Here is a 25,559-nt window from a genome sequence, read left to right as displayed (position 1 = left end):
ACATGCTCGAGCTGCATCAGGTCGAGGTCGCGTACAACAAGACGGCCACCGCGGTGCGCGGGGTCTCCATGCACGCGGAGCAGGGCAAGATCACCACGCTCCTCGGCACCAACGGCGCCGGGAAGACCACGACCCTGACTGCCATCTCCGGCTTCATCGGCATGGAGAACGCCGACGTCGTGGGCGGGGAGATCGTCTACAAGGGCAGGCGACTCAACCGGCTCGCCCCGCACCGGGTGTCGCGGCTGGGTATCGCGCTGGTCCCGGAACGCGACAAGGTGTTCGACACACTGACCGTCACCGACAACATCAAGCTCACCGCCGGATCGGCAGGCAAGGCCCGGGCTGTCTACGAGGAGTTCCCCCGGCTCGGGGAGCTCGCCGGCCGTACGGCGGGCTACCTGTCCGGCGGGGAGAAACAGCTGCTGGCCCTGGCGATGGCCCTGGTCACCGAACCGGAAGTGCTGCTCGTCGACGAACTGTCGCTCGGGCTCGCCCCCCGGGTGACCAGCGACCTGCTCGGCGAGCTGCAGCGGGTGCAGCGGGAGCGTGGCCTCACCGTGCTGCTGGTGGAGCAGAACGCCGCCGCGGCGCTCGCGGTCGCCGACTACGGCTACGTCATGGAGGACGGGCGCCTCGTGCACGACGGCACCCCGGAGGCGCTGCTGTCCCATGGCGACATCATGGAGTTCTACCTGGGGACCGGGAACGGCGACGACCAGCGACGCTCCTACCGGGACGTCAAGCAGTACCGACGGAAGCGGAGGTGGGCGGGATGATCCCGACCCTGGAAGTTGACAAGGTCCGTATCACCTTCGGTGGCATCACCGCCGTCGACGACGTGTCCTTCGACCTGTCGGGGCAGGAACTCGTGGCGCTGATCGGGCCGAACGGCGCAGGCAAGACCGCGCTGCTCAACAGCATCTCGGGCATCTACCGTCCGTCCAGCGGTGAGGTGCGGCTGGAGGGGCGCAGCCTGAACGGCGTGCCGGTGCACAAGATCGCCACCGGTGGCGTCGGCCGCGCCTTCCAGCACGCGGAGCTCTTCGCCGGCCTGACGGTCGTGGACAACCTCATGGTCGGGCGGCACCGCCAGCTCAAGGGCAGCCTGCTGTCGATGGCGGTGCGCGTGGGTCCCTACCTGCGGCGCGAGGTCGCCCAGCGGGCCGTGGTGGAGGAAGTCATCGACTTCTTCGAGCTGGAGCAGGTACGCAACCGGCCGGTCAGCAGCCTGCCGTTCGGCGTCCAGAAGCTGGTCGGGGTGGCGCGGGCGCTCTGTATGGAGCCGCGGGTCCTGCTGCTGGACGAGCCCTCGTCGGGGCTCACCCGGCAGGAGAAGGAGGACTTCGCCCGTTTCATGCTGCGGATCCGCCATGACCGCGGTCTGCCGATGCTCTGGGTCGAGCACGACATGCAGATGGTCATGGACCTCGCCGAGCGAATCGTCGTCCTGGACCACGGGGTCAAGATCGCCGACGGTGCTCCCGACGCGGTGGCCGAGAACCCGGCGGTGCGTACGGCCTACCTCGGTGTCGATGACACGGAGATGACGCGCGCCGGCTCGCCCGGCTGATCGGCACGGCCCGTCCGGCCCCTTGTGTGGATTGCGGATGGCGGGTACACCTATAGTATCTCAATCGGTTGATCGAACGATTCAAGGAGTCCCACGATGACTGTCCTGGCGCCGGACGAGGTCGACGAGAGCGAACAGCGACTCGCCCGCAAGTACGAACTGTGGAGCGAGATGCCCGAGGGCTACCGCGAGGCGGCCGCACGAATCGCGTCGTTCCAGGCACTGGCCGAGGTTGTTGGCGTGCTCCCGTTCACGGAGTGGATTGACCGCGCGCCGGACTACGCCCGCAAGCAGATGCTGATCGCCAAGGTGCAGGACGAGGTCGGCCACGGTCACGTGACCGCCCGGGTCGCCGAGGACCTCGGCCTGCCGCGCGAGCAGATCCTGACCGACTTCGTTGAGGGCCGCACCAACCTGCTAAACATCTTCCACTACGGCTTCGACTCCTGGGAGGAACTCGGCCCGGCCGCGCTGCTGATGAACAGCTCCGCGATCGTGCAGTTTCAGGCGCTGCACCACGGCACCTACCTCCCGTACACGCGCGCTCTCCGCAAGATCGAGAAGGAGGAGAGCTTCCACTACCACCACGCCATGGACATGACCCACCAGACGATGGTGTACGGGACGGCCGAGCAGCGTCAGAGGGCGCAGGAGGCCTTCGAGACCTGGCTCCCGCGACTGCTCGCCTACTTCGGCCCGCCGGACAGCGACACGTACCGGTCCAACCCGATGTACAAGTTCGGGCTCAAGGTCCGCTCGAACGACGAACTGCGTCAGCAGTGGCTGACCAAGATCATCCCGGTGTTCAAGGAGCTCGGCATCCACGTCGACCCCCAGCTCGCGCGCTTCGACGACGAGCGGCAGGAGTGGGACTACGCGTCCCCGGACTGGGTGGAGACCAAGCGGATCATCAAGGAGGGCGGCCCCCGCTACGAGCAGTGGCGCAGCCACATCGCCGCCAGTCTCGAGCGCAACGCCACCTACCGCGATGTGGCGTTGAAGGCGGCGGTATGAGGCGCGGGGGGGACGCCGACGTCTACGAGGTCTTCGCCCGCTTCGGCGACGACCCTCAGGAGCCCATCCGCTGGCTGGGCAGTGTGCGGTCCGGTGACCCGGAGCTAGCGTGGCACGCGGCGAAGGAGATCTACACCCGCCGGGAGGACTGCACCCTGCTCTGGGTCGCACAACGCGCGGCCATGGTGCTCAGTGAGCCGTCGGATGCCGAAGCCCTCCGGTCCCCGTCCCGGCTCAGCTACCGGGTGCCAGCCTTTCCCGGCCGGCACCGCCGCGCCCGCATGAAGGCCGCGGCCCTGGCCGCGGCGGAGGCCTCCTCGTGACCCGGCTCGACGGCCTGCTCCGGGTCGCTGAGGACCGCTTCCTGCACGGTCACCTGCTGAGCCGGTGGATCACCGACTACGTGGACCTCGAGGAGTCCCTGGCGGTCGGGTCGATCTCCCAGGAGGAGCTGGCGCACGCCGCCACGTTGATGGAGTTCGCGGGCCTGGACGACGAGGGCCGGGACGCCTTCATCTTCGAGCGCCCCGTGCAGGCATGGCAGCCCACTGCGCTGGTCGTGCACCGGCTGGACGACTGGCCGGCGACGGTGCTCCGGGGTTATCTGCTCGCCTCCGTCGGTGAGGTCGGCTCCGTGCTCCTCTCGCACGCCCGCCGTCCGGAGCTGCAGAGCGCCGGCCAGGTCATCGCGGCCGAGCAGCGCCTGCACGTCACTCACTGGGAGCGCTGGGTCAGCATGCTGGGCCAGGACCAGCGGACGGGGGACGAGTTGCGTGCCCGCGCCGCCAAGGTGCTCCCGCTGGCGACCGACGTGTTCGGGTCGCCGGCCTTCGACCAGGCCAACGGCGAGGCCGCGCACGCTGCTTGGGTTGACTCGGTGTCGGGACCGCTGACCGCGGTCGGCGTCTCCGTCGACGCCCTCGGTCGGATCCCGGCGCCGCGCGGGGAACTCGCGGGCTCGGACCTGGCCGACATCCTCGGCGAGATCCAGTCGTTGCGCGTCGGCGCCGGCGACGGAGTAAGGGGACTCTACCGATGAGCGACCTCCAAGACCGCGTCCGCGCGGCCGTGGCCACCGTCGAGGACCCGGAGGTCCCGATCACTCTGCAGGACCTCGGCGTCGTCCGGGACGTGCGGGTCACCGGGGGACAGGCGCGCGTCGTCCTCCGCCCCACCCGGCTGGCCTGTCCGGCGCGCGGGGAGATGGCGCGGCGGGTGCACGAGGCCGTGCGGTCGGTCGCACCGGACGTGGACGTGGAGGTCGACTGGGAGATCGCTACGTGGCGCGGCAGCGACGTCTCCGGCCGGGGCACTCAGGTACTCCTGCAGATCGGCTACGCCGACCCCGGTGTCGGTGCGTCGACGGCCTGCCCATTCTGCGGGTCCCCCGACGTGCGCAGCGAGGGAGCTTTCGGCGGCTCCGTCTGCAAGGTCCCGTTCTCGTGCCGGTCCTGCGGTTCCACGTACGACGCGCTGAAGGGGTCGACCGCTGCCGCGGCCGCCATAGGAGGTACCCGTGGGTGACGAGGTCCTGTACGAGGTGACGGATGGCGTCGCCCGGATCACCCTGAACCGCCCAGAACGCCTTAACGCCTTCACCCTGGACGGCGCCAAGCGGATGCGGGAGTGCTTCGAGACCGCGGCGAACGACCGGTCGGTCGGCGTGGTCGTACTCACCGGCACCGGTGACCGCGCGTTCTGCACAGGTGGTGACGTCGGGGACTTCAGCGACTTCACCATCGACGTCGACCGCGCCATGAACGCCGAGCTGCTGCGGCTGTCGCACGAGATGCGGAACGCCGGCAAGCCGATCATCGCGCGGGTCAACGGCTATTGCATCGGGGCTGGCAACGAGCTGAACATGCAGTGCGACCTCACCATCGCCGCCGAGCACGCCTCGTTCGGACAGACCGGTCCGAAGATGGGCAGCACCCCCAACTGGTGGGTCACGCAGCTGCTGCCGCGGTCGGTGGGTGAGAAGCGGGCCAGGGAGATCGTCTACCTCTGCAACCGCTACACCGCCGCCGAGGCCGAGACGATGGGCTGGGTCAACAAGGTCGTGCCCGGCGACCAGCTGGACGCCGCCGTCGACGAGTGGTGCCGGTCGTTGCTCGAGAAAAGCCCGACCGCTCTGCGACTGGCCAAGATGGCCATCAACCAGGGCTCGGATCAGCTGTCAGGTGCGGTGACCCAGGGCATGGAGCTGATCACCTTCTTCCACGACACCCCCGAATCGCGGGAGGGGATGCAGGCGTTCGTCGAGAAGCGGAAGCCGGACTTCCGTCCCGATTCCAGGAACTAAGGAGCTGACATGCCGTTCGTGATCGGCAGCGCCTGCATCGACACGATGGACAAGTCCTGCATGGAGGAGTGCCCTGTCGACTGCATCTACGAGGGCGACCGCAAGCTCTACATCCAGCCCAACGAGTGCATCGACTGCGGCGCGTGCGAGGCAGTCTGTCCCGTCGAGGCCATCTCCCCGCACCGGAAGGTGCCCGAGGAGCAGAAAGAGTTCGTCGCGGACAACGCGCGGTTCTTCCTCGATGTCCTGCCTGGCCGCTCGGCCCCGCTGGGCTCGCCAGGCGGGGCGGCGAAGATCGGCCGCGTCGGCGTGGACACCCCGTTGGCGCAGGCTGCCGGGGGCGTCTCGTGACTACCGCTGTCGGCGGCGCGCGGATCCTCGGGGAGGGCTCCTGGTACGACTCCGGGGCAGCGGCGTTGCGGGGCGCGGTGTGCGTCAGCTGTGCCACGCCGTCCTTCCCGCCCCGGGCGTTCTGCTGGCGGTGCGGCTCAGAGACGCGCCCGTGCCTGCTTCCGCGCAGCGGCCGGGTGGTGGCGCGGTCCCGAATCCGGGTCTCACCTCCCGGCTTTCCTGACACCTACGACGTGGGCGTCGTAGAGCTGGCGGGCGATCTCCGGGTGATGGTGCGGTTCCAGGACGAGGCCCCCGACCACGGCGCCGTGGCGACAGTCCGCACCGGGCATCTCCGGGACGACGAGACAGGCCCCGTCGTCGGCCCGGTCTTCGCGGCCGATCCCGCCGGCGAGCCGGTACCGTCCGGCAGTCGTGACACCGGCGCCCCGGACGGGTCGGTGCGTCCCAGCCATGGCGGTCCGTTGGACGTCACGGTGGCGGGTGTAGCGACGACCGCGTTCGGTCGCCCGGACCTTCCCGCGGAGGAACTCGCCGGGCGGGCTGCGCTCGCGGCCGTGGCCGACGCAGGCCTGTCGCCGCACGACGTGGACGCCGTCGTCGTCGGCAGCGCCTTCTCCACGGCGGCCCTCGGGCAGCGGATGCTGCGGCACGTGCCGTGGGGCGGGCGGCGGCTGGTCAATGTGGAGAACGCCTGCGCCAGCGGCACGTCCGCCCTCGCCGAGGCGGTCGCCCTCATCCGCGCCGGGATGGCCGACGTCGTCGTCGCAGTCGGTGCGGACGTGCCGGTCCGGTCCGGTGGTGGGCTCATCGCCCTGGACCAGGACGACCCGGTGGCCGGAATCGGCGTCACCCTGCCAGCGCTCTACGCCCTGGTCGGCGACCGGTACCGAGCCACGTACGACGTCGCCCTCGACGCCTTCGCCGAGGTCGTCGTGCGCAGCCGCGCCAATGCCGTGGGCAACGAGAAGGCATTCCGGCGCGGCACGGTCAGCCGCCAGGAGGTCCTGGCCTCGCGCCCGATCGCCGATCCGCTGACGCTGTTCCAGTGCGCCCCCAACGCCGACGGCGCGGCTGCCGTGGTGGTCGTCGCCGACCACCTGGCCGGCCGTCTTCCGCACCCCCCGGTGCAGATCGCCGCGCTCGGCCTGCACACCGGCCTGACCAAGGACCGGTTCACCGGTGGCAGCGTCGTGCAGCGTGTGGCGCGGTCGGTGTACGCACAGGCGGGGATTGACGCTCGTGACATCGGCGTCGTCGAGCTCCACGACGCCTTCGCCCCCGCCGCCTTGACCAACCTGGAGTACCTGGGACTAGCCGAGGCCGGGACGGCAGGCCACCGGCTGATGGCCGGCGATTTCGCGGGCGGGTCCACCGGCGCGATGCTCAATCCGAGCGGCGGCCTGCTCTCGCGCGGCCACCCGCCGGGCGCCACCGGCCTGGCCCAGGTGACCGAACTGGTGCGGCAGCTACGCGGCGAGGCCGGTGACCGCCAGCTCGCCGACCCCGGGGTCGCGCTGCTTCACACGATGGGCGGGACCGTGCTGGAACTGGAGACCAACGCGTGCACGATCGGCGTCCTGCGGCGGGTCCGGTGAGCGGCCCCCGGGTCGCCGAGCGCTACGGGCTCTCGGACGACGAGCTCACCGTCCGCGCGTGGGCCGCACGGCTGGCTGCGAGCCTCGCGCCCGACGACCACGCGTGGGAGGAGCGCGCCGAGTTCCCGTGGAAGGAGTACCGACGCCTCGCCGACGAAGGGGTCCTCCGGCTGACCTGCCCCGCGGATCAAGGCGGCCGGGGCGGCTCCCGGCTGGACGCGGTCCTGCTGCAGGAACAGCTGGCTGCCCGGTCCTTCGTGCTGACAGAGGCCGTCCACGTCGCCCTCAACGGCCCGGCCTACGCCATCGCCCGTATCGGCGATCCGCGGCTGGCGGCCCGGTGGGTGCCGCGAGTGTTGTCGGGGGACTCGATCATCTCGATCGCCATCACCGAGTATGACGCCGGCACGGCCCTGGGTGATCTGGCGACCACGTTCACCCGCCTCGACGACGGGTCGGTCCGCGTGGACGGGCACAAGTGCTTCGTGACCGCGGGCGGACTGGCCGACGCCTTGCTCGTCGTCGGCCGCTTCGGAGGCACCGGGCTGGAGGGGCTGGGCGCGGTGCTGGTCCCCTCTAACACGACCGGACTCGTGGTTGAGTCGACCTGGTCGAAGATGGGCGGCAACGCCATCCCCGAGGTGGCGGTCCGCTTCGAGGCCTGCGTTGTCCCGCCGGAGAACGTCCTCGTGGCGGGGGAGGCGGGCTCCACCCAGGGCCTGCGGGACACCCTGCACGTGTACGACGCGCTGCGTCTCGGCATCGCCGGCATCTGCCTGGGGGTGGCGCAGGGCTCGATCGATCGCGCCGTGACCCATTTACGGGAACGGACGCAGGCCGGCCGGCGGCTGGCCGATCACCAGGGTCTGCGGTGGACCTGGGCCCGGCTCGCCCTGCAGCTGGAGCAGGCGCGCCTGCTCACCTACCGCGCCGCCCGGCTTGCCGACGAGTATGGCTTCCCTCCGGCGACGGAGACCGCCATGGCCAAGCTGGCTGCCTCCGAGGTCGCAGTCGCCGCGTCCGAGGCGGCAATCCAGGCGCTCGGCTGGCGGGGGGTCGTCCGACACGCCGGCCATCCCGCCGAGCGGGTCTACCGGGAGGCGCGTGGCTGGACGATCGCCGGTGGGACCACGGAGAGTGCGCTCAACACGCTCGCCCGCGAGCTCTTCGGCAAGTAGCCGCCCGACGGCCGCCCGCGTGCGCGTGGTGGGCGGCCGTCCGACGTCAGCGAACGTTCAGAGGGTAGCCGTTCAGAGGGTAGCGTAGCCGCCGTTGACACTCAGTGTCTGCCCGGTGACCCACTCTGCGTCGCGGCCGGCGAAGTACGTGACCGCCGCGGCGGCGTCCTCCGGTCGGCCCAGGCGGCGAACCGGATAGAACTTCGGCATCCGGTCCAGCTGCTCCTCGGTGAAGGTGTCGTGAGCGCCGGGAGTGACGGTGGTCGACAGGGACACGCAGTTGACAGTGACCCCGTGCTTGCCGACCTCCTTGGCCAGCACCCGCGAAAAGCCTGCGACCGCAGCCTTGGCGGCGGCGTACACGGAGACCCCGGGTTCCCCCACGCGGGCCGAGTCGGAGATGACGTTCACCACGCGCCCGTAGCCGTGTCGCGTCATGCCTGGGACGACCAGGTGAGACAGGTGCAGCACCCCACCGAGATTGACGTCGAGCTGAGTCTGCCAGTCCTCCGGGGACGACTCGAGGAAGCGACCGCTGATCCACATCCCGGCGTTGTTCACCAGCACGTCCAGGCGACCGGCCAGGCCTTCCGCGTCCTCCACCACCGACGCCAGCGCCTCGCGGTCCCGCACGTCTGCGGCGTAATGGCGCACGACCCGGCCCGTCTCTGAAACGATCCTGTCGGCGACGGCGCGCACGGTGTCGGCGCGCAGATCCACCAGGGCCAGGTCGGCTCCCGCGGCGGCAAGCCTCGTTGCGATCGCTTCGCCGACGCCCTGCCCGGCGCCGGTCACAAGGGCTACCTGGCCCGAGAAGGATGAAGGGGAGAGGAAGGTCACGTCACATGTCCAATCCGATCAGGCGGCAGTAGATGTCGGCGATGCCCTTGGCCTCGAGGCTTCCGCTGGGCCGGTACCAGTGGTACATCCAGCTGGGCATGCTGAGGATCGCGCGGGCCATGAGCAGCGGCGGGCCCTCGGGCATCTGCCCCCGTTCCTGGAGGTCCTGGATCAGCCCGCCGACCTTGACGACGAAGTCGCGCTCGTCGGCGGCGATCTTCTCTCTGACCCCCGGCTCCATGGAGTGCAGTTCCTGCCAGAAGACGGCGAAGGAGCGGCGGTCGTGGACGACGGCAGCGGTGTACGCGTGGAGGACGTTGCGCAGTTGCACGGCGGGGTCGTCCGATGACGCCATCCCGGTGTCGAGGGCGGCCAGCATGTCCCGGTCGACCTGCAGGGCGATCTCGCGCAGCAGGTCCGCCTTGGAGCCAACGTAGTGGTAGATCGCCGGCTGGCTGAGGCCCACCTCTGCCGCGATCTCCTTGGTGGTGCCTGCGGCGAAGCCGCGCCGGACGAAGACCTCTGAGGCCCCCTCCAGGATGTCCCGCCGTTTGACCTCGTACTCCTCGGTCATCTGTGTCCCAGCTTCTCCAGTGACGGTACGGACCGCATCACTCTAGATTGCCCCATCAGGAGAGCCCGCCGTCGACGTAGATCGTCTGGCTCGTCACATAACCAGCGTCGCGGCTGCAGAGAAACCGCACGACGGCCGCGACGTCTGCCGGGGACCCTGCCCGCCGCATGGGGACCCGGGACAGGAAGGCCTCGAAGGCCTCCGGTGCCCGGCCGCGGAAGTCTGCCTGGGCCGGCGTCTCGATCACGCCGGGGCAGATGATGTTCGCAGTGACGCCCAGGGTGCCTCCCTCGGCTGCCGCGGTGCGGCCGAGGCCTACCAGGCCGGCCTTTGCGGCCGCGTAGTTCGCCTGGCCGACGTTGCCGTCCTTGGCGATGGAGGAGATGTAGACGAGGCGGCCGAAGCCGGCCTCCTTCATGGTCGGCCACAGCGCCCGGGTGAGCAGGAAGGCGGCGGTGAGGTCGACGCGGAGCACTTCGTCCCACGCCTCGTCGGTCATCCGTTGCAGCCGGGCGTCGCGCCAGGTGCCCGCATTGGCCACGCCGGCCACGAGCGGCCCGAGCGCCCGGGTCGCCTCGTCCAGCGCCGCCATGAGAGCGGGCCCGTCGGCGACGTCGGCCCGGTGATAACTCAACCGCCCCTCGTGCCGGGCCGCGAGATCGGTGAGGGCACCGGGCATGGGCTCTTGCAGGTCGAGTGCGGCGACCCGCCAGCCGGCGTCCAGGAGCGCGTCGCAGACCGCTGCGCCGATGCCCTGGGCAGCCCCTGTGACTACTGCCACAGGCGCCGCCGGTGCGGCCGGGTTCGTCATGCCGCCGGCTGTTCGACGGTGGCCGTTCCCCGACCGACGCGCACCCCGTCCTGGTTGGTCACGGTCACGTCGATCGTGAGGAGCTGACCGTCGGCCGCAGGGTCGGCGCCGGTCACGACCGCCTGCGTACGCAGCACGTCGCCCGGGAACACCGGTGCTGTCACGTCGACCCGGATCCTCCGGACGGCGTCCACGCCCACGGCACGGCTGACTGCGGCGCCGGCGTACGAGGTCACGAAGGTGCCGTGTGCGATCACGCTGGGCAGCCCTGACTTGGCAGCGTAGGAGTCCTCCACGTGCACCAGGTTGGGATCCCTCATGGACACCGCCATGTAGGCGATCCGCAGCCGGTCGATCGCCGGCGTGAGGACCTCGGGCAGTTCGTCCCCGACTCGCAGTGACATGTACTCAGCTCCTCTGCACGGTGTTGGAACGCTCGACGATCACCACGGTGCCGTCTTCCCGGGCGTACTCGGTGGTCAGTTCAACGAAGGTGAGGTGCCCGGACTTGCCGTCCTTCTCGCTGACCCCTGAGATCTCGGGGGTCACCGAGAGCCGGTCGCCCACCCGCACCGGTTGCCGGTACTCGATCTCGCTCCCGCCGTAGACGGTGCGGAACATGTCGAAGTCGAGCATGTCGTGCACCGGCCCTGCGCCGTACGTGGTGACGTACATGAAGAAGCCGGGTGGGACGACCGCCCCGAACTCGGCGCGGTATTCCGGCTCGGGCTCGACGCCGAGAGCCATGACGTACTCCTCGACGCGAACCGGGTCGACGGTGAACTCCCGGGCGGGAAATCGGTGCCCGACCTGCCTGGCCATGTCACTCCTCTGTTGCCGCCGGGGGCGGCTCGTCGACGTCGGACTCGTTCCACTTTGCTCCTAATCGGTTGATCTATCAAGAGTCCGTAGCGTTGACGCGCCGCCGCTGCCGGAACGACGTCCGGGAAAGTCGTTCGGCTCTGCAGGCATTGCGTCGTGGCCGACGGTCTGCGCCTCCTGCTCTCTGCGTGGGGCCTGGCGGCCGACGCCCGCCGCCCGACCGGGCCCACCGACGTCAGCCGACTGCTTCGGGCGCGTCAGCGGCAGTCGCCGCCGGGAGCGGGAGGGCGTCCTCCACCACTGCTGCGACCCGGTGGAGGTTCGTCTGAGATAGCCGGGGACCGATGATCTGCAGCCCGACGAGAAGGCCGTGCAGCCCGGTGCCGGCCGGAATGGTAACCGCCGGACGACCGGTGAGATCGAGCGCGCACGTTTTCGGACCGCGAGGCCGGCCAGGCGGTCGACCATCCCCAGGGACCCGGCCCGTCTGTTCAGCAGCTCAGTGGCCACCGTCGGAGTGGTCGGCGTCAGCAGCGCGTCCACGCCACTCAGCGCCTGCTCTACCTGTCGGCGCACTCCAGACGGAGGTTCTGGGTCTTGGCCTAGTGCACGCCCAGGTAGACCTCCCTCAGATGCGCTCGACGGCGATCAGGAGCAGGCGGGTTATCAGGGCCAGGTCGTCGGCGCTGGTCCGCATCTGGGACACGGCGGTCTGCATCGTGGCCGTGTTGATCCGCCCCATGTGGCCGTAGCCGGCTCCGCCGGAGTCGATCATCGCCCGGAGGACGAACCCAAGAACACCGCTCTGGATCGTCCACGCCGAACTCCACAGCGGGACGGCCGCGACCTTGACCGTCGCGGCGGCGTTCCTGAGACGTCGCACGCGGACTCGAAGGCAGCCAGGACATCGGGGCTGCAGCCGATGGGCGCCAGTGCCTCCTGCACGATTGCCGAAGGTCATGCCGCGTACGCCACGATCGAGTCCGGCGGTTTAGCTGCCCGTGGCACAGAACCGCGGAACCATTGCGGGTCGCGCTCGTCCTCCCCAGCGATCACCTCGAGCACTCGGACGTTGGACTCGACGGAGGGCGTGATCGGCCCGATGTGGTCGATCGTGTGATCCATGTAGGTCATGCCGTAGGACGGGACGAGGCCGTGCGTGGCCTTCACGCCGACGAGGCCGGACCAGGACGCAGGGATCTGGACGCTGCCCGCCTCGTCGGCGCCGAGCGCGATGTCGGCCGCGCCCGGTGCCACGGCGGCGGCCGATTTGCTCGACGACCCGCCGGCGCGGAACCGCGGGTCGCGCCGCACCGTAGGCGCTCCCCTCGCCGAGCCTCATCGCCATGTCTTCCAGGTTGGTCTTCCCGGTCACGGTGGCCCCGCGGCGAGCAGTCGCTCGACGACGACGGCGTCCTCCGAGGGGACCCGCACCGGCTGCATGCGGGAACCGTTGGTCATCGGCACGCCGACCACCGCGGTGGAGTCCTCGACCGCCGCGCACACCCCGGCGAGCGGGCCATCGGCAGCGCCTTCACGGGGCAGAACCGGATGTAGGCGTTGTAGGGGTCCTCCGCGGGCAGCGGTGCCCGGCCGGCCGGGATCCCGGTCGTGGAAGGCGAGCGTGACCGGCGGCTCGGGCAGCTCGTCGATCTTGTCGAAACCCTGCAGGATCCCGGGGATCACCGGTGCGAACTCGGCGGGCCTGCTCGTCGGTCAAGGTCATGCGGTGTCGTGCGGCGTACTCCTGGAGCTGGCGACGGCAGGGGGGCGTAGGTGGCCGTAGACACGGCCGGACGCATGAGAACTCCTTCGTGATCATGTGGCGACGAGGGGAGTCGTTCCGGTCACGGGACGAGGGTCGGACGGGCGGGTGCGCGCGTCGCGCGCGGTAGGGTGAGCGGATCACTTCCCCCGGGCGGCGGAGTCCGAGAGCACGTCGGCATCCCGGGTCGCGTTCGTCCGGAGAGACGGCAGCAGGCCGCTGAGGTCGGCGCGGATCTGGAGGGCGAGGAACCGCGACCACAGCCGCGACTCGTTCATGGCGCCGCCCATGATCCACAGACCGCGCTGGGCGGTCCGCCGCCACATGTTGCGCATGAAATGGTTCTCATCGAACCCCCAGATTGGTCCGACGCGGTCGGCCACGTCATCGCCGAAGAGCCGCCGAAGACCCTGCTGCTGGTTCTCGTACCCGGTCGCCAGAACGACCACGTCGCAAGGGATGCCCGTGCCGTCGGCAAGCCGCAGTCCGGCGGACGTGAACCTGTCGATGTCGCGGGCCTGGACGAGACCGACCTCGCGCCTGGCGATCAGCTCCGAGCATCCGACGTTGATGTAGTAGCCACCACCCGTGCGCAAGTACCGCATGTGGAAGCCTGTCCCGTCGGGCTCGAAGTCTGTCTCGAAGCCGACGGCGTGCAGGCCGTTTAGGAGTTCGCCGTCGAGTTCGCGCGTCCGCTTGGTGAGCCACTGGTAGCTGCTCTTCAGGACCGGATACGGAATCGCGGCGGTGATGAGGTCGACGTCCTCGATCGGCGGACCTTCGGAATAGAGCGCGTACACCATCGTCCCGCTCGGGACGAGGCTGATGACGCACGTGGGGCTGCGCTGAACCATGGTGACCTCGGCGCCGTGGCTGTGCAGGTCCTGGGCGACGTCGTGGCCGCTGTTGCCGGTGCCGACGACGACAGCCCGCTTCCCCGCGTACGAGGCTCCGTCGGTGAAGTGACTGGAGTGCAGGACGTCGCCGGTGAAGGAGTCGAGACCGGTCATCGCGGGCAAGCGCGGCAGTCCGCTGACGCTGCCAGTAGCCATCACGATGTGGGGGACGCGAACGACGCGCTCCGGTTGGTCACCCGTGCGGAGGTGGGCGGTCCATTTGCCGGTCGACTCGTCATAGGCGCCATTGAGGAGTTCGGTGTCTGTCCAGACGTTGAGTTCCATGAACTCGGCGTAGGCCGCCAGCCAGCCGGCCAGCTTGTCTTTCGGCAGGAACGTCGGCCAGGTCGCTGGGAAGGGCAGGTAGGGGAGGCTGTTCGCCCAGACCTCGTTGTGCAGCGTCAGCGAGTGGTACCGGTCTCGCCAGTTGTCCCCGATACGGGCGTTTCGTTCCACGATCAAGGCGTCCACGCCCATCTGCCCGAGCCGTGCGGCGAGACTCAGGCCGGCGTGGCCGCCACCGACGATCAGGACTTGGGGGTCGCGGTCCTCATACCGCTGGGTCCGGAGGCGCTCGTCCAGCCAGTTGTCGCCGGGGACGTGCGCCGTGTGCCGGTGGCCCGTCGGCCGCCGCTCGCCGATCTGCTCCTCGAAGCCGCGGATTCCCGGCAGCGCAGTCAGCGCGATCCATGCCCTCGAGGCCGGCGGATCGGCCGCGTCCACCAGGAGGCGCACGAAGCAGCTCGCTCGTCCGACGTCGGTGTCCAGGTCCAGGAATCCTTCTACGACGGCTTGGCCCGAGCGCTTCAGCAATCGTGGCGCGGAACGATCGGGTGCAGCCCGGGCCGCACGCGGCCGTGCGCGTTCAAGGGTGGCGGCGAAACCGGCCCGAATGTCGTCCACGCCCGAGTAGGTGCGGAAGTCCCAGTCGAAGGCGAGAAGGTCCTTCCAAAAGCCGTCCGCCAGAAAGCAAGCGCTGAGTCGTTCCGCGTCGGCGTCGTTCAGGGCGGTACCGAACCGGGTCAGCCACGCGTTGAAGATCTCCTGCGCGAGGCCGGCCCCCCGAGTGTCCGAAACGCCCATGGGGGCACCTTGCTCTAAATCGGTCGATCTATCAAGATGGCGGCATGAGCGATGTCGCACTGATCGGAACAGGGATCACCCGCTTCGGCAAGGCGCTAACCATCCCGCTGCGTGCCCTGGTCGAGGAGGCCGTGACGGGGGCGCTGGCCGATGCCGGGGTGGACGCAGGTGATCTGCAGGCGGCGTTCTGCGGTAACGCTATCGCGGGCCTTATCACTGGCCAGGAGATGGTGCGCGGGCAGGTGGCCTTGCGCAGCATGGGTATCCAGGGCATTCCCGTCGTCAACGTGGAGAACGCTTGCGCCACCGCCTCGACCGCCCTGCACCTGGCGTGCACCGCGGTCGCCTCCGGCCAGTACGACCTCGTGCTGGTCGTCGGTGCCGAGAAGATGACGCACGAGGACCGGCGCCGGCCCGTGCTGGCCGTGGCCTCCGCTCTCGACGTCGAGGCCGACGTGGACCTGGACTCCCCGTCCCCGTTCATGGACGTCTACGCCGCGAAGGTGCGCGAGTACCTCGCCCACAGCGAGGCGACCGTCGAGGACCTCGCCCGCGTGGTCGTGAAAGCCCAGCGTTTGGGGGCTCTGAACCCCAAGGCGCAGTACGGCGGTGAGGTCACCGTGGAGCAGGTGCTCGCTGACCCGGTCATCAGTGACCCGCTCACCCGCTCGATGTGCTCGCCCATCGGTGACGGAGCCGCTGCCGTGGTCGTCGCCTCGGTGGAGCGAGCCAAGGCGCTCGGCATCCCGCAGCCCGTCCAAGTGCTGGCGTCGGTGCTGCAGTCCGGGTCGGCGCCGGGTTCCAGGGACCCAGCCGGTGTCCGGTCGGCTCGCCTGGCCTACGAGCATGCCGGACTGGGTCCGGAGGACCTGGACGTTGTCGAACTGCATGACGCCGCGGCGTCGTCGGAGCTGACTCGCTACGAGTCTTTGCAGCTGTGCGGCGCGGGTGAAGGAGCCCGACTGATTCGTGATGGGACGACCGACCTCGGGGGCATGCTGCCGGTCAACACGGGAGGCGGCCTACTGGCGCGGGGTCATCCTATCGGCGCCACGGGCTCCGCCCAGGTCGTGGAGCTGTGCGACCAGCTACGCGGACGATCCGGGGCCCGCCAGGTCGCCGGGGCGAGGATCGCGCTGGCCGACAACGGTGGGGGATGGGTCGGCGGCGACTCGGCCGCGGAGTGCGTCCACATCCTGGCCACCTGAGCAGCCCGCCGGGCCCGGGCTCGCCCCGTTACCTTCTTGATCAAGCCCGGTGAGGGCTTGCAGGCCACCGGCTGCGGCATGATTTCTGCCCCCTGTCATCCATGATCTGGGGGGTGTTGTCACCGTGGCCGGAGGCGCCCACGACCGCTGATAGAGATCTGACCCGTTTGCGTGGTCTGCACGTAATGTGGCAGCCGGCGCTGGTGTCCGGGTTGGCAGCCACGGCGAGTAAGGAGCGGTGGTTGTCCGAATCCGACAAGATGCCGTCGACGGGCTACGCGGTGTTCTGCGGGCTAGATGTACTGACCGAGACCCTTGTTGACGTAGGAGCGACCTCCGGGTCGGGTGGAGCTGTCTGACGGCATCCATTCCGACCGCGGAGGTCGCTCGTGTCCCACGCTAACGCCCGCCTGACGCCTGCCGGGCGGTTGATCTTGGTCCAGCGGATCGCCACCGGTCGCCCACCGGCGCACGTGGCCGCAGAGATGGGCGTCTCCCGGCGTGTGCCTACAAGTGGTGGGGCCGATGGAAGGCCGAGGGCAACGCTGGGGCCTGTCAAGTCTTCTTTGTAAGCGGGCCTAGCCGTTCTGTGGTGAATGCTGGTCAGAGGGGTGGGCGGTCGGGGAACTGGAGGGCGAAGGCGTTGAGGGCGTTCTTCCAGCCGTGGGTGCCGGTGCCGGCTGCACCCCCTCTCTGGTCGCTGATGTTGCGTAGCGCGAGGTAGAGGATCGTCATGGCGGCCTCGTCGGTGGGGAACGAGCCGCGGGCCTCGGTCACCTTCCGGAGTTGGAAGTTGGTCGACTCGATCAGGTTCGTGGTGTAGATGACCTTGCGGATCTCCGGTGCGAAGGCCAGGAACGGGGTGAACTCTTCCCAGGCCCGCTCCCAGGCGGCGACCGCTCCGGCCGCCCGGGTGCCCCACTCGTCCCTGAAGGCGCTGAACGCCAGCTCGGCGGCCTGCACGGTGGGGGCGGTGTAGATCGGCCGCAGCGCCGCGGTCATCGCCTCGCGGTCCTTCCAGGACACGTAGCGCATCGAGGCGCCGATCAGGCGCACCACGCAGGTCTGCACCACGGCCTGCGGCCAGACGGCGTTAACCGCGCCGGGAGGCCGGTCAGACCGTCGCAGCAGACGAATAGCGCGTCCTTGAGGCCGCGGTTGCGCAGCTCGGTGAGCACACCGGACCAGAACTTGGCGCCCTCGGTCTACTGGATCCACACCCCCAGAACCTGCTTGCGGCCCTCCAGATCGATCCGACGACCAGGTGGGCGGCCTTGTTGGCCACCACTCCGGCGTCACGGATCTTGATCCGGATCGCGTCGATGTACAGGATCGGATACACCGGATCGACCGGCCGGTTTTGCCAGGCGGCGATCTCATCGGCGACCACGTCGGTGACCCGGCTGATCGTCGCGGCGGACACGGTTGCGCCGTAGATCTCCTCGAGGTGGGGGGTGATGTCCCGGGTGGACATGCCCCGGGCGTAGAGGCTGATGATCATGTCTTCGACGTTGCCCAGGCGCCGCTTGCGCTTGGGCACGATCACGGGGGCGAAGCTGCCGTTGCGTTCTCGCGGAAGGGTGAGCTCGACCGGGCCGGCGGTGGTGTGCACCGTCTTGCGGCCGTGCCCGTTGCGGGAGTTGCCCGAGCCGTTGCCGGCCGGGTCACCGGCCTCGTAGCCCAGGTGGTCGGTGATCTCCACGTCCAGGGCCCGCTCGAGGACTGCCTTGGTCATGCGAGCCAGCAGCCCGTCCGGGCCGTCGATCGCCGTGCCGGCGGCCTCGGCGTCGGCCAACAGCCCGTCGATCGCCTCGGGAGACAACATCCCGGCCAGCCGCTCCGCAGGGCCTGGGGTGCCCGATGCCGGGTCCGGCGTCGAGGCGTTGGTCATGGTGGTCAAGGGTGCTCCTGTTCCAGCTGCCGGGGTCGGCCCGACAGCTATCTCAGGCCACGCCCCTTACACAGCTGATGAGACACGCCCCGGAGATGGCCCGCCATGACCTGCTCGCCGAGCACTTCGCCGACGGCATCTTCTTCGCCCACCCCGCCAGCCGTGGCTGCGCGGCACCAACGAGAACACCAACGGGCTGCTCCGTCAGTACTTCCCCAAGGGCGGTGACCTCCAGAAGTACACGGCCGACGAGCTCAGAGCGGTCGAGCGGCGGCTCAACGAGCGTCCTCGCAAGCGCCTCGGCTGGCGCAGCCCCACCGGCGCCATGGAGCTCGAGCTGGCACAGTGATGGCGTCAGCGTTGCCACGACCACGCGAATCCGCCGTGGAACCCGCCCGACGCCCAGGGGGTCAGTTTTCGACCGGCGTTCACACCCTCTTGCCGATCTGGCTGGACCACTACAACCTGAATCGGCCCCACCTGGGACCTGCGGGTCAGTACAGCTAGACGTGGGCAAGTCCGAGCATCACGCCTGCGCCCTGGATCCGGCCGGGCGACGGCTGCACGACCGGCCACTGCCCAACGACCAGACCGCGCTGACCGAGATGTTCACCCGGCTGACCGAGCACGGCCCAGTGCTGGCGATCGTCGACCAGCCCGCCTCGATCGGCGCCCCGTCGATCGCCGTCGCTCGTTCGCTGGGCATCGAGGTCGCCTACCTGCCCGGGCTGGCGATGCGCCGGATCGCCGACCTGCACCCCGGGGAGGGGACGGACACCCGGGACACCTACGTCATCGCCGACGCCGCCCGCACCATGCCCCACACCCTGCGGCGGGTCGGCACCGACGACGAGACCCTCGCCGAGCTGACCGTGCTCGCCGGCTACGACGACGACCTGGCCGCCCAGTGCACCCGGCTGACCAACCGGCTGCGGGACGCCCTGCTATACGTCCACCCTGCCCTGGAACGGCTGCTCGGGCCGCACCTGGACCGCGGTGGCGTCCTGGACCTGCTCGCGGCCGCCCCGACCCCGCAGCAGCTGCGCGCCCTCGACTCCGACGGCATCACCGAGGTTCTGCAGCCCCGGTCCCCGCGGCTGGCACACGCACCACTGCCCGCCCAGCTCCTCATCGCACTGGGCACCCAGACCCTCATAGTCCCCGGCACCGCAGCGCGTTCGGCCGGGTCATCGCCGGAGTCGCCGCCCAACTGCGCGACACCCGCCAGGAGCGGGCCGCTCTGGCTGCGGACCTCGAGGCCCACCCTCTTGCCGAGGTCCTGACCTCGATGCCCGGCCCCGGGTTCAATACCGCCCTGAAGACCCTCACCAACGTCGGCGACGGCACCGCGTTCCCCACCGCCGGACACCTCGCGGCCTACGCCGGCCTGGCCCCGGTGACCCGCCGATCCGGCTCCTCGATCCGCAGCGAAACGCGCTCCCAGCGCGGCAACCACGCGCTGAAGTCTGCGCCTTGTTCTTGTCGGCTTTCGCCAGTCTCGCCGACCCCACCAGCCGGACCTACTACGACCGCAAGCGCGCCCAGGGCAAGCGACACAACGCCGCCCTCATCTGCCTGGCCCGCCGCCGCGCCGACGTCCTGTTCGCTATGCTCCGAGACCGCACCCCCTACCAGGCGCCCACGACGACACCAACCGTCCCCGAGGCGGCCGCCGCGTGACAGCGACATAGAGACGCCCCCTTGCGGCTCAAGCGCCCGGCCGCTCCAGCCTGCGCTGCCCCTCGTGGGTCAGGACGCGGTAGTCACCCTCGGCGCGCAGCAGCGGGGGATCGGCCTTGTACAACTCGGCCAGCTCCAATGGCGGCACGCCAACCTCACGGGCCAGCTGGTGCGCCTCCAGCTTGTGCAGCCGGCCGTCCTCGGCCGCCGCGAAGCGGCGCAGCAACTCCGGCACACCCACGGCGCGGTCCCTCGTCCCGCTCGCGCCGGGAAGCGTGGGGTCTGAAAGCAGCGCATCGATCTGGCGCATGACACCCCGCAGCTCCAACCTCAGCCGGCTCAGCGGGTCGAGGCCCGCCACGTCGTCGGTCCGCGCGATGCCCTGCCAGGTCCGTTTGGGATGGCGCCGGAGGTACTCCTGCTCGAGCTCCAGCATGCGTTCCGTGTGGTGGCGGAACTGCTCGGCCGTGCCGTGCAACAGCACCCACGTGCGGGTCGCATGTGTGTAGGTGCCCTGCCGTTCCAGTTCCTCGTCCGACAGTTCCCGCGCGGGCACGCCCGCGGAGCCCTCCGTCGTGCCGGTCACCGTTCGACCGCCAGTGAGTCGACCTCGTCGGCCAGCCGCGCAAACAGACCCGTCGTCGAGAACTCCAGCAACAGCTGGCCGTCCTGGTCGACGAGCTCGAACCGCATGGTGGCCAGGCCCTTGCCCTGGCTGGTCAGCCGGACCTGATCGATGTGGACGATGCTGCGCACTTCCGTGCCGGCGTAGAGCGGCCGGTGCCAGCGGGCCTCCCCGAGACCGATTCCGCCGCGACCGTGGTCGCCCATGCCGGTATCCACCCACAGCCGCCAGGCGAGGGCCATGGTCTGGAAGCCGGAGGCAATGACATCGCCGAAGGGCCCCCTGGCCGCGAAGTCGCGGTCGAGGTGCATCGGCTGGGGGTCGTACGCCGCGGCGAACTCGCGCAGCTCGTCCGCTGTCAGCACGTGGGAGCCGGTGCGGTACACCGCGCCCTCGGACAGATCCTCGAAGTACATGTGATCACCCGTCGTGAGTTCGTGGCCGCCGCACGGGCGCGCCGCATGCTGTGGTCGGTGTGGTCTCAATGGGAAGCGGCCGGATAGATGAAGGTTCGGTCCTCGAGATAGGACTCGAGCGCTTCGACGCCGTGTTCGCGTCCCATCCCGGAGGCCCGGACGCCACCGAAGGGCAGCTCGTCGTAGACCCGGCCGAGGGCGTTGATCCAGGTATAACCGGCGGGGATGCGCCGGGCGACGTCCCAGGCCCGCTGCCGGTCCGCCGACCAGACCGAGGCGCCGAGCCCGTACGGGGTCTCGTTCGCCACCGCGATCGCCTCGTCCTCGTCCCGTACGCGGACGACGGACAGGACGGGGCCGAACGTCTCCTCGGTGCGGACGCGCGCGCCCTGCGGCGGGTCGAGGAGGAGGGCCGGGCGAACGAACCAGCCCCGTCCCGTCCTTTCACCGTCCGGGCGGCCGCCACCGACGAGCTCGGCCCCGGCGTCCACGGCGTCGGCGATCTGTTCCTCCAGGACGGCCCGGCCCCGCTCGGTGTGCAGCGGTCCCATGGTGGACTCCGGAGCCAGGCTCGGGCCGGGCACGACCCGGTTGATCCGCGTGGTCAGGAGATCGATCATCTCGTCGGCGACCGCGTCCTGGACGATCAGCCGCTTGGGTGCGACGCATACCTGGCCTGCGTTGTAGAACCGGGTGCCCATGAGCGCCCGGGCAGCGGCGCCCGTGTCGGCGCCGGCGAGCAACACGAACGGGTCACAACCGCCCAGCTCCAGGCTCACCCGCTTCAGCCCCTGGCCGGCGCGGGCGGCGATCCGTCGTCCCACGGCGGTGGAGCCGGTGAACGCGACGCGGGCCACACCGGGATGCTCGACCAGCAGCTCGCCGACGTCCGGCCCGCCGATCACGACGTCGAGCAGGCCCTCGGGCAAGTGGACCTGGGCGATCTCCGCGAGCCGCAGGGTGATCAGAGGTGTGGTTTCGGCGGGCTTGATGAGAAAGCCGCAGCCGGCCGCGAGGGCGGGGGCGAGCTTGCTGCCGAACAGCGAGGCCGGGAAGTTCCAGGGGACGATCGCCGCGGTGACGCCGACCGGCCCGCGCTCCACGTGGCCGGCGACGCCGCCGCCGAGTTGGTGGTGCCGACCTCCGACAGCGGTTGCCAGCCCGGCGTACTGGATGAATGGCCCGATGTAACGGTCCAGCTCCATCAGCGCTTCCTTGCGCGTCTTGCCCTGCTCCTTGGAGAGCTTCTCCGCCAGCTCCGGCAGGGCCGCCTTCGTGTCGGCGGCGATCTGCAGCAGCACCTCCGCCCGGCGCATGGGACCCGCATCGACCCAACCGGCCATGGCCCGTGCGGCGGCCTTCACCTTGGCGTCGATGCTCGCCGCATCGTCGGTCGGCAGCTGGCCCAGGACTGTGCCGTCGTCGGGAGCTTGGATGGAGAGCGGCGCCATCGGCTTCACCTTGCTGGTCGATTGATGAGTCGATTGGTAGGTTAGCCGTCATGTCAATGCTCGTGGACTGCCACGTCCATGTCGGGGCCCGTGACCGCTGGATTCCCGAGGGGCTCCGGCTGGCCGACCAGCTGGCCGCTCCGGAGGTCCGCGAGGTGCTGGCTGGCGGCGGTCCGACCGGCGATCGGCTGCTCGCGTATCTGGACAGCCAGGGGGTGGACGTCGCAGTGGCCATTCCGAGCGGCCGTGAGCCGGTGCAGGAGTACGCCCTGGACGAGGCCGTCGGCACGGATCGGATCCTGCCGTTCGTGCAGTACGACCCGCGCTCAGCGCCGGACGCGTCGCGCCGTTTCGCGGCGGCGATCGACGCTGGTGCCCGAGGCCTCAAGGTGCACCCGATGAGCCACCAGCTGCCGGCGAACGACCGGTCGCTGTACCCGCTGTTCGCGATCGCCGAGGAGCGGCGCATCCCAGTGATGGTGCATGTCGGTTCCTCGGTCTTCCCCGGCGCGAAGATGCGGTTCTGTGACCCGCTGCTGGTGGACGAGGTCGCCGCCGATTTCCCCGACCTCCAGGTGCTGTGTGCCCACTCGGGCCGCGGGTTCTGGACGCAGCAGGTGTTCGAGTTGACCCGCATGCGAGGCAACGTGTGGATGGAGCTGTCGGGACTGCCCGCGCGCCGGATCGCCGCGCTGTTCCCCGAGCTGGACCGGGTGGGCGATCGCGTCCTGTTCGGCAGCGACTGGCCTTCGTCGCCCGCCATTTCCCGGCTCGCGAAGGAGTTCCGCGGGCTCCCCTTCTCCGAGGAGCTGACCGAGAACGTGCTCTGGCGCAACGCCTGCCGGCTCTTCGGCCTGAAGCCACCCACCACCACCGACGCGAAGTGAGGAGAGGACCGTGGACGACACCGGCGGAGAAGAAGCCGTGGCCACCGATGAGAAGGGGGTGACAGCCAGCTGGGGTGCGACGCTGTTCGGCAACGTGCCGCGCCGGTTCCTGCCGGAGCCCGAGCACCTCCCGCTGCTCACGTTCGGGGCGCCGACGCTGTCCTACGCCTGGTCCCCGCGGCCGCTGAACGCCTGCGTCGCGCTGCTCGACGACACGATCGCCCGGCTGGGGCCCGACCGGCCTGCCGTGTTCGCGGTCACCGCCTCCGGTCCCGTGACATGGACCTACGGTGAGCTGCTCGGGCGCGTCGTCAGGACGGCCGCCGGTCTGGCCAGGACTGGCGTGCGGCCGGGTGACCGCGTGCTGGTGCGCATGCCCGACGTGCCTGAGACCGTCGTCGTGCAATTGGCCGTGTGGCGCCTCGGCGGCATCGTCGTGCCCTCGTCCGTGCTCGAGGCCGCAGGGGAAGTGACGTTCATGGCCAACGACACGGAAGCGGTGGCCGTCGTCTGCTCGAGCGCCCACGCCGGCGAACTGGAGAAGGCCCTCCCTGCCACCCCGACCGTGCGGCACGTCATCGGCTGGCCGGAGTCAGTGGCCGGCGGCCCTACGCTGGATGAGATCGCCGCGGGTCAGCCCGAGGTCTTCGAGCCCCATCCCACGCGGCCGCTGGACGCCTCGGGCATCTACTACACGGGTGGCACAACCGGCCTGCCGAAGGGCTGCCTGCACACCCACGCCGCCGAGGTTGCTCTCGCAGATCTCAACATCGCCGCTCGCGGGGCGACGGACAACTCCGTCTTCCTGACCCACGCTCCCATCGGGCACGCCTTCGGCAACGGGGAGAAGATCAACTTCCCGCTGCGCGCCGGCGGCGCCGTCGTCCTGCTGGACCGGCCCGGGCCGGCGGACATGTGGACGGCACTGACCGACCTCGGCGTCACCACCATGGCCGGAGCGGCAACGATGTACCGGATGATGTTGGCCGAGCCACCACCGCACGAGGTGACCCGGGACCTCCCGCTGGTCAGCGCGGTGAGCTCCGGTGAGGTGCTCGACCCTCCCACCCAGGGGAAGTGGGCGGCGCTGATGTCGGTCCCGCTGCGCAACGCCGTCGGCATGACGCCGATGCGGCACCTGTTCATCGACTCCGACATCGGCGGGACGAAGGCCGCCCCTGGGCTGTCGGTCGGTGCGCCACTGCCCGGGTATGAGGCCCGGCTGCTGGCTCCCGACGGCGGCCTGGCCCCCTCCGGAGAGCCGGGGCGCCTGGCCGTCCGTGGGCCGACGGGCATCACCTACTGGATCAACGCGCACCCGGCCGCGGCCGAGCGCAGTCGACGCGACGTCGTCGACGGCTGGAGCCTGCTCGACGACGCATATTTCCGCGACGACGACGGTTGGCTGTGGTTCCACGGGCGGCTGGACGACATGATCGTCACCGGCGGCCGACAGGTGGCGCCGATCGAGGTGGAGCGGGCGCTGTCCTCACACCCCGCCGTGGCCGAGGTCTGCGTCGTTCCGGCACCGGACTCCGTGCGCGGCCAGGTGGTGACGGCGGTCGTGGTGGTGAACAAAACGGCCACCCCGGGCGACGAACTGGCCGCGCGACTGCAGGCGCACGTCAAGGACTCCATCGCGTCCTACAAGTATCCGCGCCGAATCGAGTTCGTCGACCAGCTCCCCAAGGACGGTGTCGGAAAGATCCAGCGTCGTCGGCTTCGGGAGCAGCTGCAGGCCGCCGGACCTGGCGCGGCCTCGTGACCGCGCCACCGCGCGGCCTGGTCCGCACCCGGGCGGATCGAGTGGCGGAGCTGGTGCTGGACCGCCCCGACCGGCTGAACGCCATCGACGCCGAGCTCGTGGAGGATCTGCACGCCGCGCTGGAGGAACTGCGCGAGGACACCGGTGTCGGCGTCGTGGTGGTGCGCGGCAATGGCCGCGCCTTCTGTGCCGGCTCGGACGTCCGCGACATGGCGCAGCGACCGCAGAGGCACCTACTGCAGGGGGAGGAACTGGCCAGCGCGCGGACCGCGGAGCGCGCTCGCCTCGCCCGGGCGTTCGACGTCGTCGTCCGGCTGGCTGAGATGCCTCAGCCCACCCTTGCCGGGCTCCACGGCTCGGTGGCAGGTGCGGGGATCGGCCTGGCGCTCACCTGTGACCTGCGGATCGCCGCGGCGAGCACCGTATTCGTGCCCGCTTGGCCGGCGCTGGCGCTGCCCGGGGACTGGGGGGTCACCCGACTGCTCCCGGCCAAGGCCGGGGACCGGGCCGCGCGGCGGCTACTGATCGGGGGGGAGCGGGTCGGTGCGCAGGAGGCGCTAGCCCTCGGGCTGGTGGACGTCGTCGTGCCGGACGGCGACCTGCCGCAGGCGCTCGCCGAGCGGGCTCGGCAGCTGGCCGCTGAGTCGTCCGTCTCGGCGGTCGGCGCCACCAAGGACCTGCTCGCCGTGCCCGGCCTGCGGGACGCCGTCCGGGAGGAGGTCGAGGCAACGTTGCGTTGTCAGGAATCCGCCGAGCATGCCGCCGCCGTCCGCCGCTTCGCCGCCGGGGCCGCAAGCCGAGCCCGGAGCTAGGCATCGGAGGTGCAGCC

The 25,559-nt window shown here is 70.2% G+C and carries 24 protein-coding genes and 6 pseudogenes; 18 read left to right on the top strand and 12 right to left on the bottom strand.

Features of this window, described 5'->3' with window-relative positions:
* Positions 1 to 2: 2 nt before the first annotated feature.
* The 11 genes and pseudogenes from CRP29_RS06180 to CRP29_RS06135 all read left to right on the top strand — a co-directional run bounded on the left by CRP29_RS06180 (position 3) and on the right by CRP29_RS06135 (position 8,016).
* Positions 3 to 779, top strand: coding sequence for an ABC transporter ATP-binding protein (locus CRP29_RS06180; protein ID WP_097194226.1), 777 nt, complete (start codon positions 3 to 5; stop codon positions 777 to 779).
* The gene (locus CRP29_RS06175) at positions 776 to 1,573 is read left to right on the top strand and encodes an ABC transporter ATP-binding protein (RefSeq protein WP_097194825.1); all 798 of its coding nucleotides are present in this window, start codon (positions 776 to 778) and stop codon (positions 1,571 to 1,573) included. The genes CRP29_RS06180 and CRP29_RS06175 overlap by 4 nt, the downstream gene beginning before the upstream one ends.
* 96 nt (positions 1,574 to 1,669) lie before the next feature.
* Positions 1,670 to 2,587: a Phenylacetic acid catabolic protein gene (locus tag CRP29_RS06170; RefSeq protein WP_097194225.1), complete on the top strand. Its 918-nt coding sequence runs from the start codon at positions 1,670 to 1,672 to the stop codon at positions 2,585 to 2,587.
* Positions 2,584 to 2,910, top strand: a complete 327-nt coding sequence (locus tag CRP29_RS06165; protein WP_097194224.1) for a hypothetical protein — start codon at positions 2,584 to 2,586, stop codon at positions 2,908 to 2,910. Before CRP29_RS06170 ends, CRP29_RS06165 begins: the two co-directional genes overlap by 4 nt.
* On the top strand, positions 2,907 to 3,626 hold the full coding sequence (locus tag CRP29_RS06160; RefSeq protein WP_097194223.1) for a Phenylacetic acid catabolic protein: 720 nt from the start codon (positions 2,907 to 2,909) through the stop codon (positions 3,624 to 3,626). The genes CRP29_RS06165 and CRP29_RS06160 overlap by 4 nt, the downstream gene beginning before the upstream one ends.
* Positions 3,623 to 4,111, top strand: coding sequence for an iron-sulfur cluster assembly protein (locus tag CRP29_RS06155; RefSeq protein WP_097194222.1), 489 nt, complete (start codon positions 3,623 to 3,625; stop codon positions 4,109 to 4,111). The genes CRP29_RS06160 and CRP29_RS06155 overlap by 4 nt, the downstream gene beginning before the upstream one ends.
* The gene (locus CRP29_RS06150; RefSeq protein ID WP_097194221.1) at positions 4,104 to 4,889 is read left to right on the top strand and encodes an enoyl-CoA hydratase-related protein; all 786 of its coding nucleotides are present in this window, start codon (positions 4,104 to 4,106) and stop codon (positions 4,887 to 4,889) included. The genes CRP29_RS06155 and CRP29_RS06150 overlap by 8 nt, the downstream gene beginning before the upstream one ends.
* Positions 4,890 to 4,898: 9 nt before the next feature.
* On the top strand, positions 4,899 to 5,240 hold the full coding sequence (gene fdxA, locus CRP29_RS06145) for a ferredoxin (protein WP_097194220.1): 342 nt from the start codon (positions 4,899 to 4,901) through the stop codon (positions 5,238 to 5,240).
* Positions 5,237 to 5,371, top strand: a pseudogene (locus CRP29_RS23790) (zinc ribbon domain-containing protein); the annotation flags it as partial. The gene fdxA and the pseudogene CRP29_RS23790, both read left to right, overlap by 4 nt.
* 102 nt (positions 5,372 to 5,473) lie before the next feature.
* On the top strand, positions 5,474 to 6,838 hold the full coding sequence (locus CRP29_RS06140) for a thiolase family protein (RefSeq protein ID WP_097194219.1): 1,365 nt from the start codon (positions 5,474 to 5,476) through the stop codon (positions 6,836 to 6,838).
* Positions 6,835 to 8,016: an acyl-CoA dehydrogenase family protein gene (locus tag CRP29_RS06135; RefSeq protein ID WP_176522861.1), complete on the top strand. Its 1,182-nt coding sequence runs from the start codon at positions 6,835 to 6,837 to the stop codon at positions 8,014 to 8,016. The genes CRP29_RS06140 and CRP29_RS06135 overlap by 4 nt, the downstream gene beginning before the upstream one ends.
* 72 nt (positions 8,017 to 8,088) lie before the next feature.
* Here the strand turns inward: CRP29_RS06135 and CRP29_RS06130 are convergent, their stop codons facing one another.
* From CRP29_RS06130 to CRP29_RS06090, 8 genes and pseudogenes are all read right to left on the bottom strand, one after another.
* Positions 8,089 to 8,856 (bottom strand): SDR family NAD(P)-dependent oxidoreductase, encoded by a 768-nt coding sequence (locus tag CRP29_RS06130; RefSeq protein WP_097194217.1) that lies wholly within the window; start codon positions 8,854 to 8,856, stop codon positions 8,089 to 8,091.
* 1 nt (position 8,857) lies between these two features.
* Positions 8,858 to 9,430, bottom strand: coding sequence for a TetR/AcrR family transcriptional regulator (locus CRP29_RS06125; RefSeq protein ID WP_097194216.1), 573 nt, complete (start codon positions 9,428 to 9,430; stop codon positions 8,858 to 8,860).
* 55 nt (positions 9,431 to 9,485) lie between these two features.
* Positions 9,486 to 10,241, bottom strand: a complete 756-nt coding sequence (locus CRP29_RS06120; RefSeq protein WP_097194215.1) for an SDR family oxidoreductase — start codon at positions 10,239 to 10,241, stop codon at positions 9,486 to 9,488.
* Positions 10,238 to 10,645: a MaoC family dehydratase gene (locus CRP29_RS06115; protein ID WP_097194214.1), complete on the bottom strand. Its 408-nt coding sequence runs from the start codon at positions 10,643 to 10,645 to the stop codon at positions 10,238 to 10,240. The genes CRP29_RS06120 and CRP29_RS06115 overlap by 4 nt, the downstream gene beginning before the upstream one ends.
* A 4-nt stretch (positions 10,646 to 10,649) precedes the next feature.
* On the bottom strand, positions 10,650 to 11,063 hold the full coding sequence (locus tag CRP29_RS06110) for an FAS1-like dehydratase domain-containing protein (protein WP_097194213.1): 414 nt from the start codon (positions 11,061 to 11,063) through the stop codon (positions 10,650 to 10,652).
* A 628-nt stretch (positions 11,064 to 11,691) separates the two neighbouring features.
* Positions 11,692 to 11,946 (bottom strand): hypothetical protein, encoded by a 255-nt coding sequence (locus CRP29_RS06105; protein ID WP_097194212.1) that lies wholly within the window; start codon positions 11,944 to 11,946, stop codon positions 11,692 to 11,694.
* A 74-nt stretch (positions 11,947 to 12,020) separates the two neighbouring features.
* A pseudogene (locus CRP29_RS06100) lies at positions 12,021 to 12,749 on the bottom strand (amidase family protein).
* A 219-nt stretch (positions 12,750 to 12,968) separates the two neighbouring features.
* Positions 12,969 to 14,807: a flavin-containing monooxygenase gene (locus tag CRP29_RS06090; RefSeq protein ID WP_097194209.1), complete on the bottom strand. Its 1,839-nt coding sequence runs from the start codon at positions 14,805 to 14,807 to the stop codon at positions 12,969 to 12,971.
* Positions 14,808 to 14,851: 44 nt separating this feature from the next.
* On the opposite strand from CRP29_RS06090, the gene CRP29_RS06085 reads away from it, so the two are divergent.
* The gene (locus CRP29_RS06085; protein WP_097194208.1) at positions 14,852 to 16,015 is read left to right on the top strand and encodes a thiolase family protein; all 1,164 of its coding nucleotides are present in this window, start codon (positions 14,852 to 14,854) and stop codon (positions 16,013 to 16,015) included.
* A 389-nt stretch (positions 16,016 to 16,404) separates the two neighbouring features.
* A pseudogene (locus CRP29_RS06080) lies at positions 16,405 to 16,565 on the top strand (helix-turn-helix domain-containing protein); the annotation flags it as partial.
* Positions 16,566 to 16,618: 53 nt separating this feature from the next.
* Here the strand turns inward: CRP29_RS06080 and CRP29_RS06075 are convergent.
* A pseudogene (locus CRP29_RS06075) lies at positions 16,619 to 17,849 on the bottom strand (IS256 family transposase).
* A 208-nt stretch (positions 17,850 to 18,057) separates the two neighbouring features.
* Between CRP29_RS06075 and CRP29_RS23200 the strand changes: the two are divergent.
* Both CRP29_RS23200 and CRP29_RS06065 read left to right on the top strand, forming a co-directional pair.
* Positions 18,058 to 18,255, top strand: a pseudogene (locus CRP29_RS23200) (transposase); the annotation flags it as partial.
* A 97-nt stretch (positions 18,256 to 18,352) separates the two neighbouring features.
* A pseudogene (locus CRP29_RS06065) lies at positions 18,353 to 19,586 on the top strand (IS110 family RNA-guided transposase).
* 28 nt (positions 19,587 to 19,614) lie between these two features.
* On the opposite strand, the gene CRP29_RS22975 reads toward CRP29_RS06065, so the two are convergent.
* The 3 genes from CRP29_RS22975 to CRP29_RS06050 form a co-directional block, all read right to left on the bottom strand.
* Positions 19,615 to 20,172, bottom strand: coding sequence for a DUF6158 family protein (locus CRP29_RS22975; protein ID WP_217991476.1), 558 nt, complete (start codon positions 20,170 to 20,172; stop codon positions 19,615 to 19,617).
* Positions 20,169 to 20,627 carry a MaoC/PaaZ C-terminal domain-containing protein gene (locus CRP29_RS06055; RefSeq protein ID WP_097194206.1) on the bottom strand — a complete coding sequence of 153 codons (459 nt, stop codon included), beginning with the start codon at positions 20,625 to 20,627 and terminating at the stop codon, positions 20,169 to 20,171. Before CRP29_RS06055 ends, CRP29_RS22975 begins: the two co-directional genes overlap by 4 nt.
* 65 nt (positions 20,628 to 20,692) lie before the next feature.
* Positions 20,693 to 22,078: an aldehyde dehydrogenase family protein gene (locus tag CRP29_RS06050; RefSeq protein ID WP_097194205.1), complete on the bottom strand. Its 1,386-nt coding sequence runs from the start codon at positions 22,076 to 22,078 to the stop codon at positions 20,693 to 20,695.
* Between the two features lie 56 nt (positions 22,079 to 22,134).
* Here CRP29_RS06050 and CRP29_RS06045 point away from each other — a divergent pair, with 56 nt between their 5' ends.
* Genes CRP29_RS06045 through CRP29_RS06035 form a run of 3 tightly spaced genes read left to right on the top strand, consistent with a single transcriptional unit; the run spans position 22,135 to position 25,542 of the window.
* Positions 22,135 to 22,965 carry an amidohydrolase family protein gene (locus CRP29_RS06045; protein ID WP_176522860.1) on the top strand — a complete coding sequence of 277 codons (831 nt, stop codon included), beginning with the start codon at positions 22,135 to 22,137 and terminating at the stop codon, positions 22,963 to 22,965.
* 10 nt (positions 22,966 to 22,975) lie between these two features.
* Entirely contained in the window at positions 22,976 to 24,730 is a 1,755-nt protein-coding gene (locus CRP29_RS06040) for an acetate--CoA ligase (RefSeq protein ID WP_097194203.1), read from the top strand.
* Positions 24,727 to 25,542 carry an enoyl-CoA hydratase/isomerase family protein gene (locus CRP29_RS06035; RefSeq protein ID WP_097194202.1) on the top strand — a complete coding sequence of 272 codons (816 nt, stop codon included), beginning with the start codon at positions 24,727 to 24,729 and terminating at the stop codon, positions 25,540 to 25,542. Before CRP29_RS06040 ends, CRP29_RS06035 begins: the two co-directional genes overlap by 4 nt.
* The last annotated feature ends 17 nt before the right edge of the window (positions 25,543 to 25,559 follow it).

The sequence above is a fragment of the Blastococcus aggregatus genome (assembly GCF_900221005.1).
Lineage (GTDB): Bacteria > Actinomycetota > Actinomycetes > Mycobacteriales > Geodermatophilaceae > Blastococcus > Blastococcus aggregatus.
The sequence above is the reverse complement of the archived record's forward strand: the minus strand, read 5'-3'. Positions and strand labels throughout refer to the sequence as shown.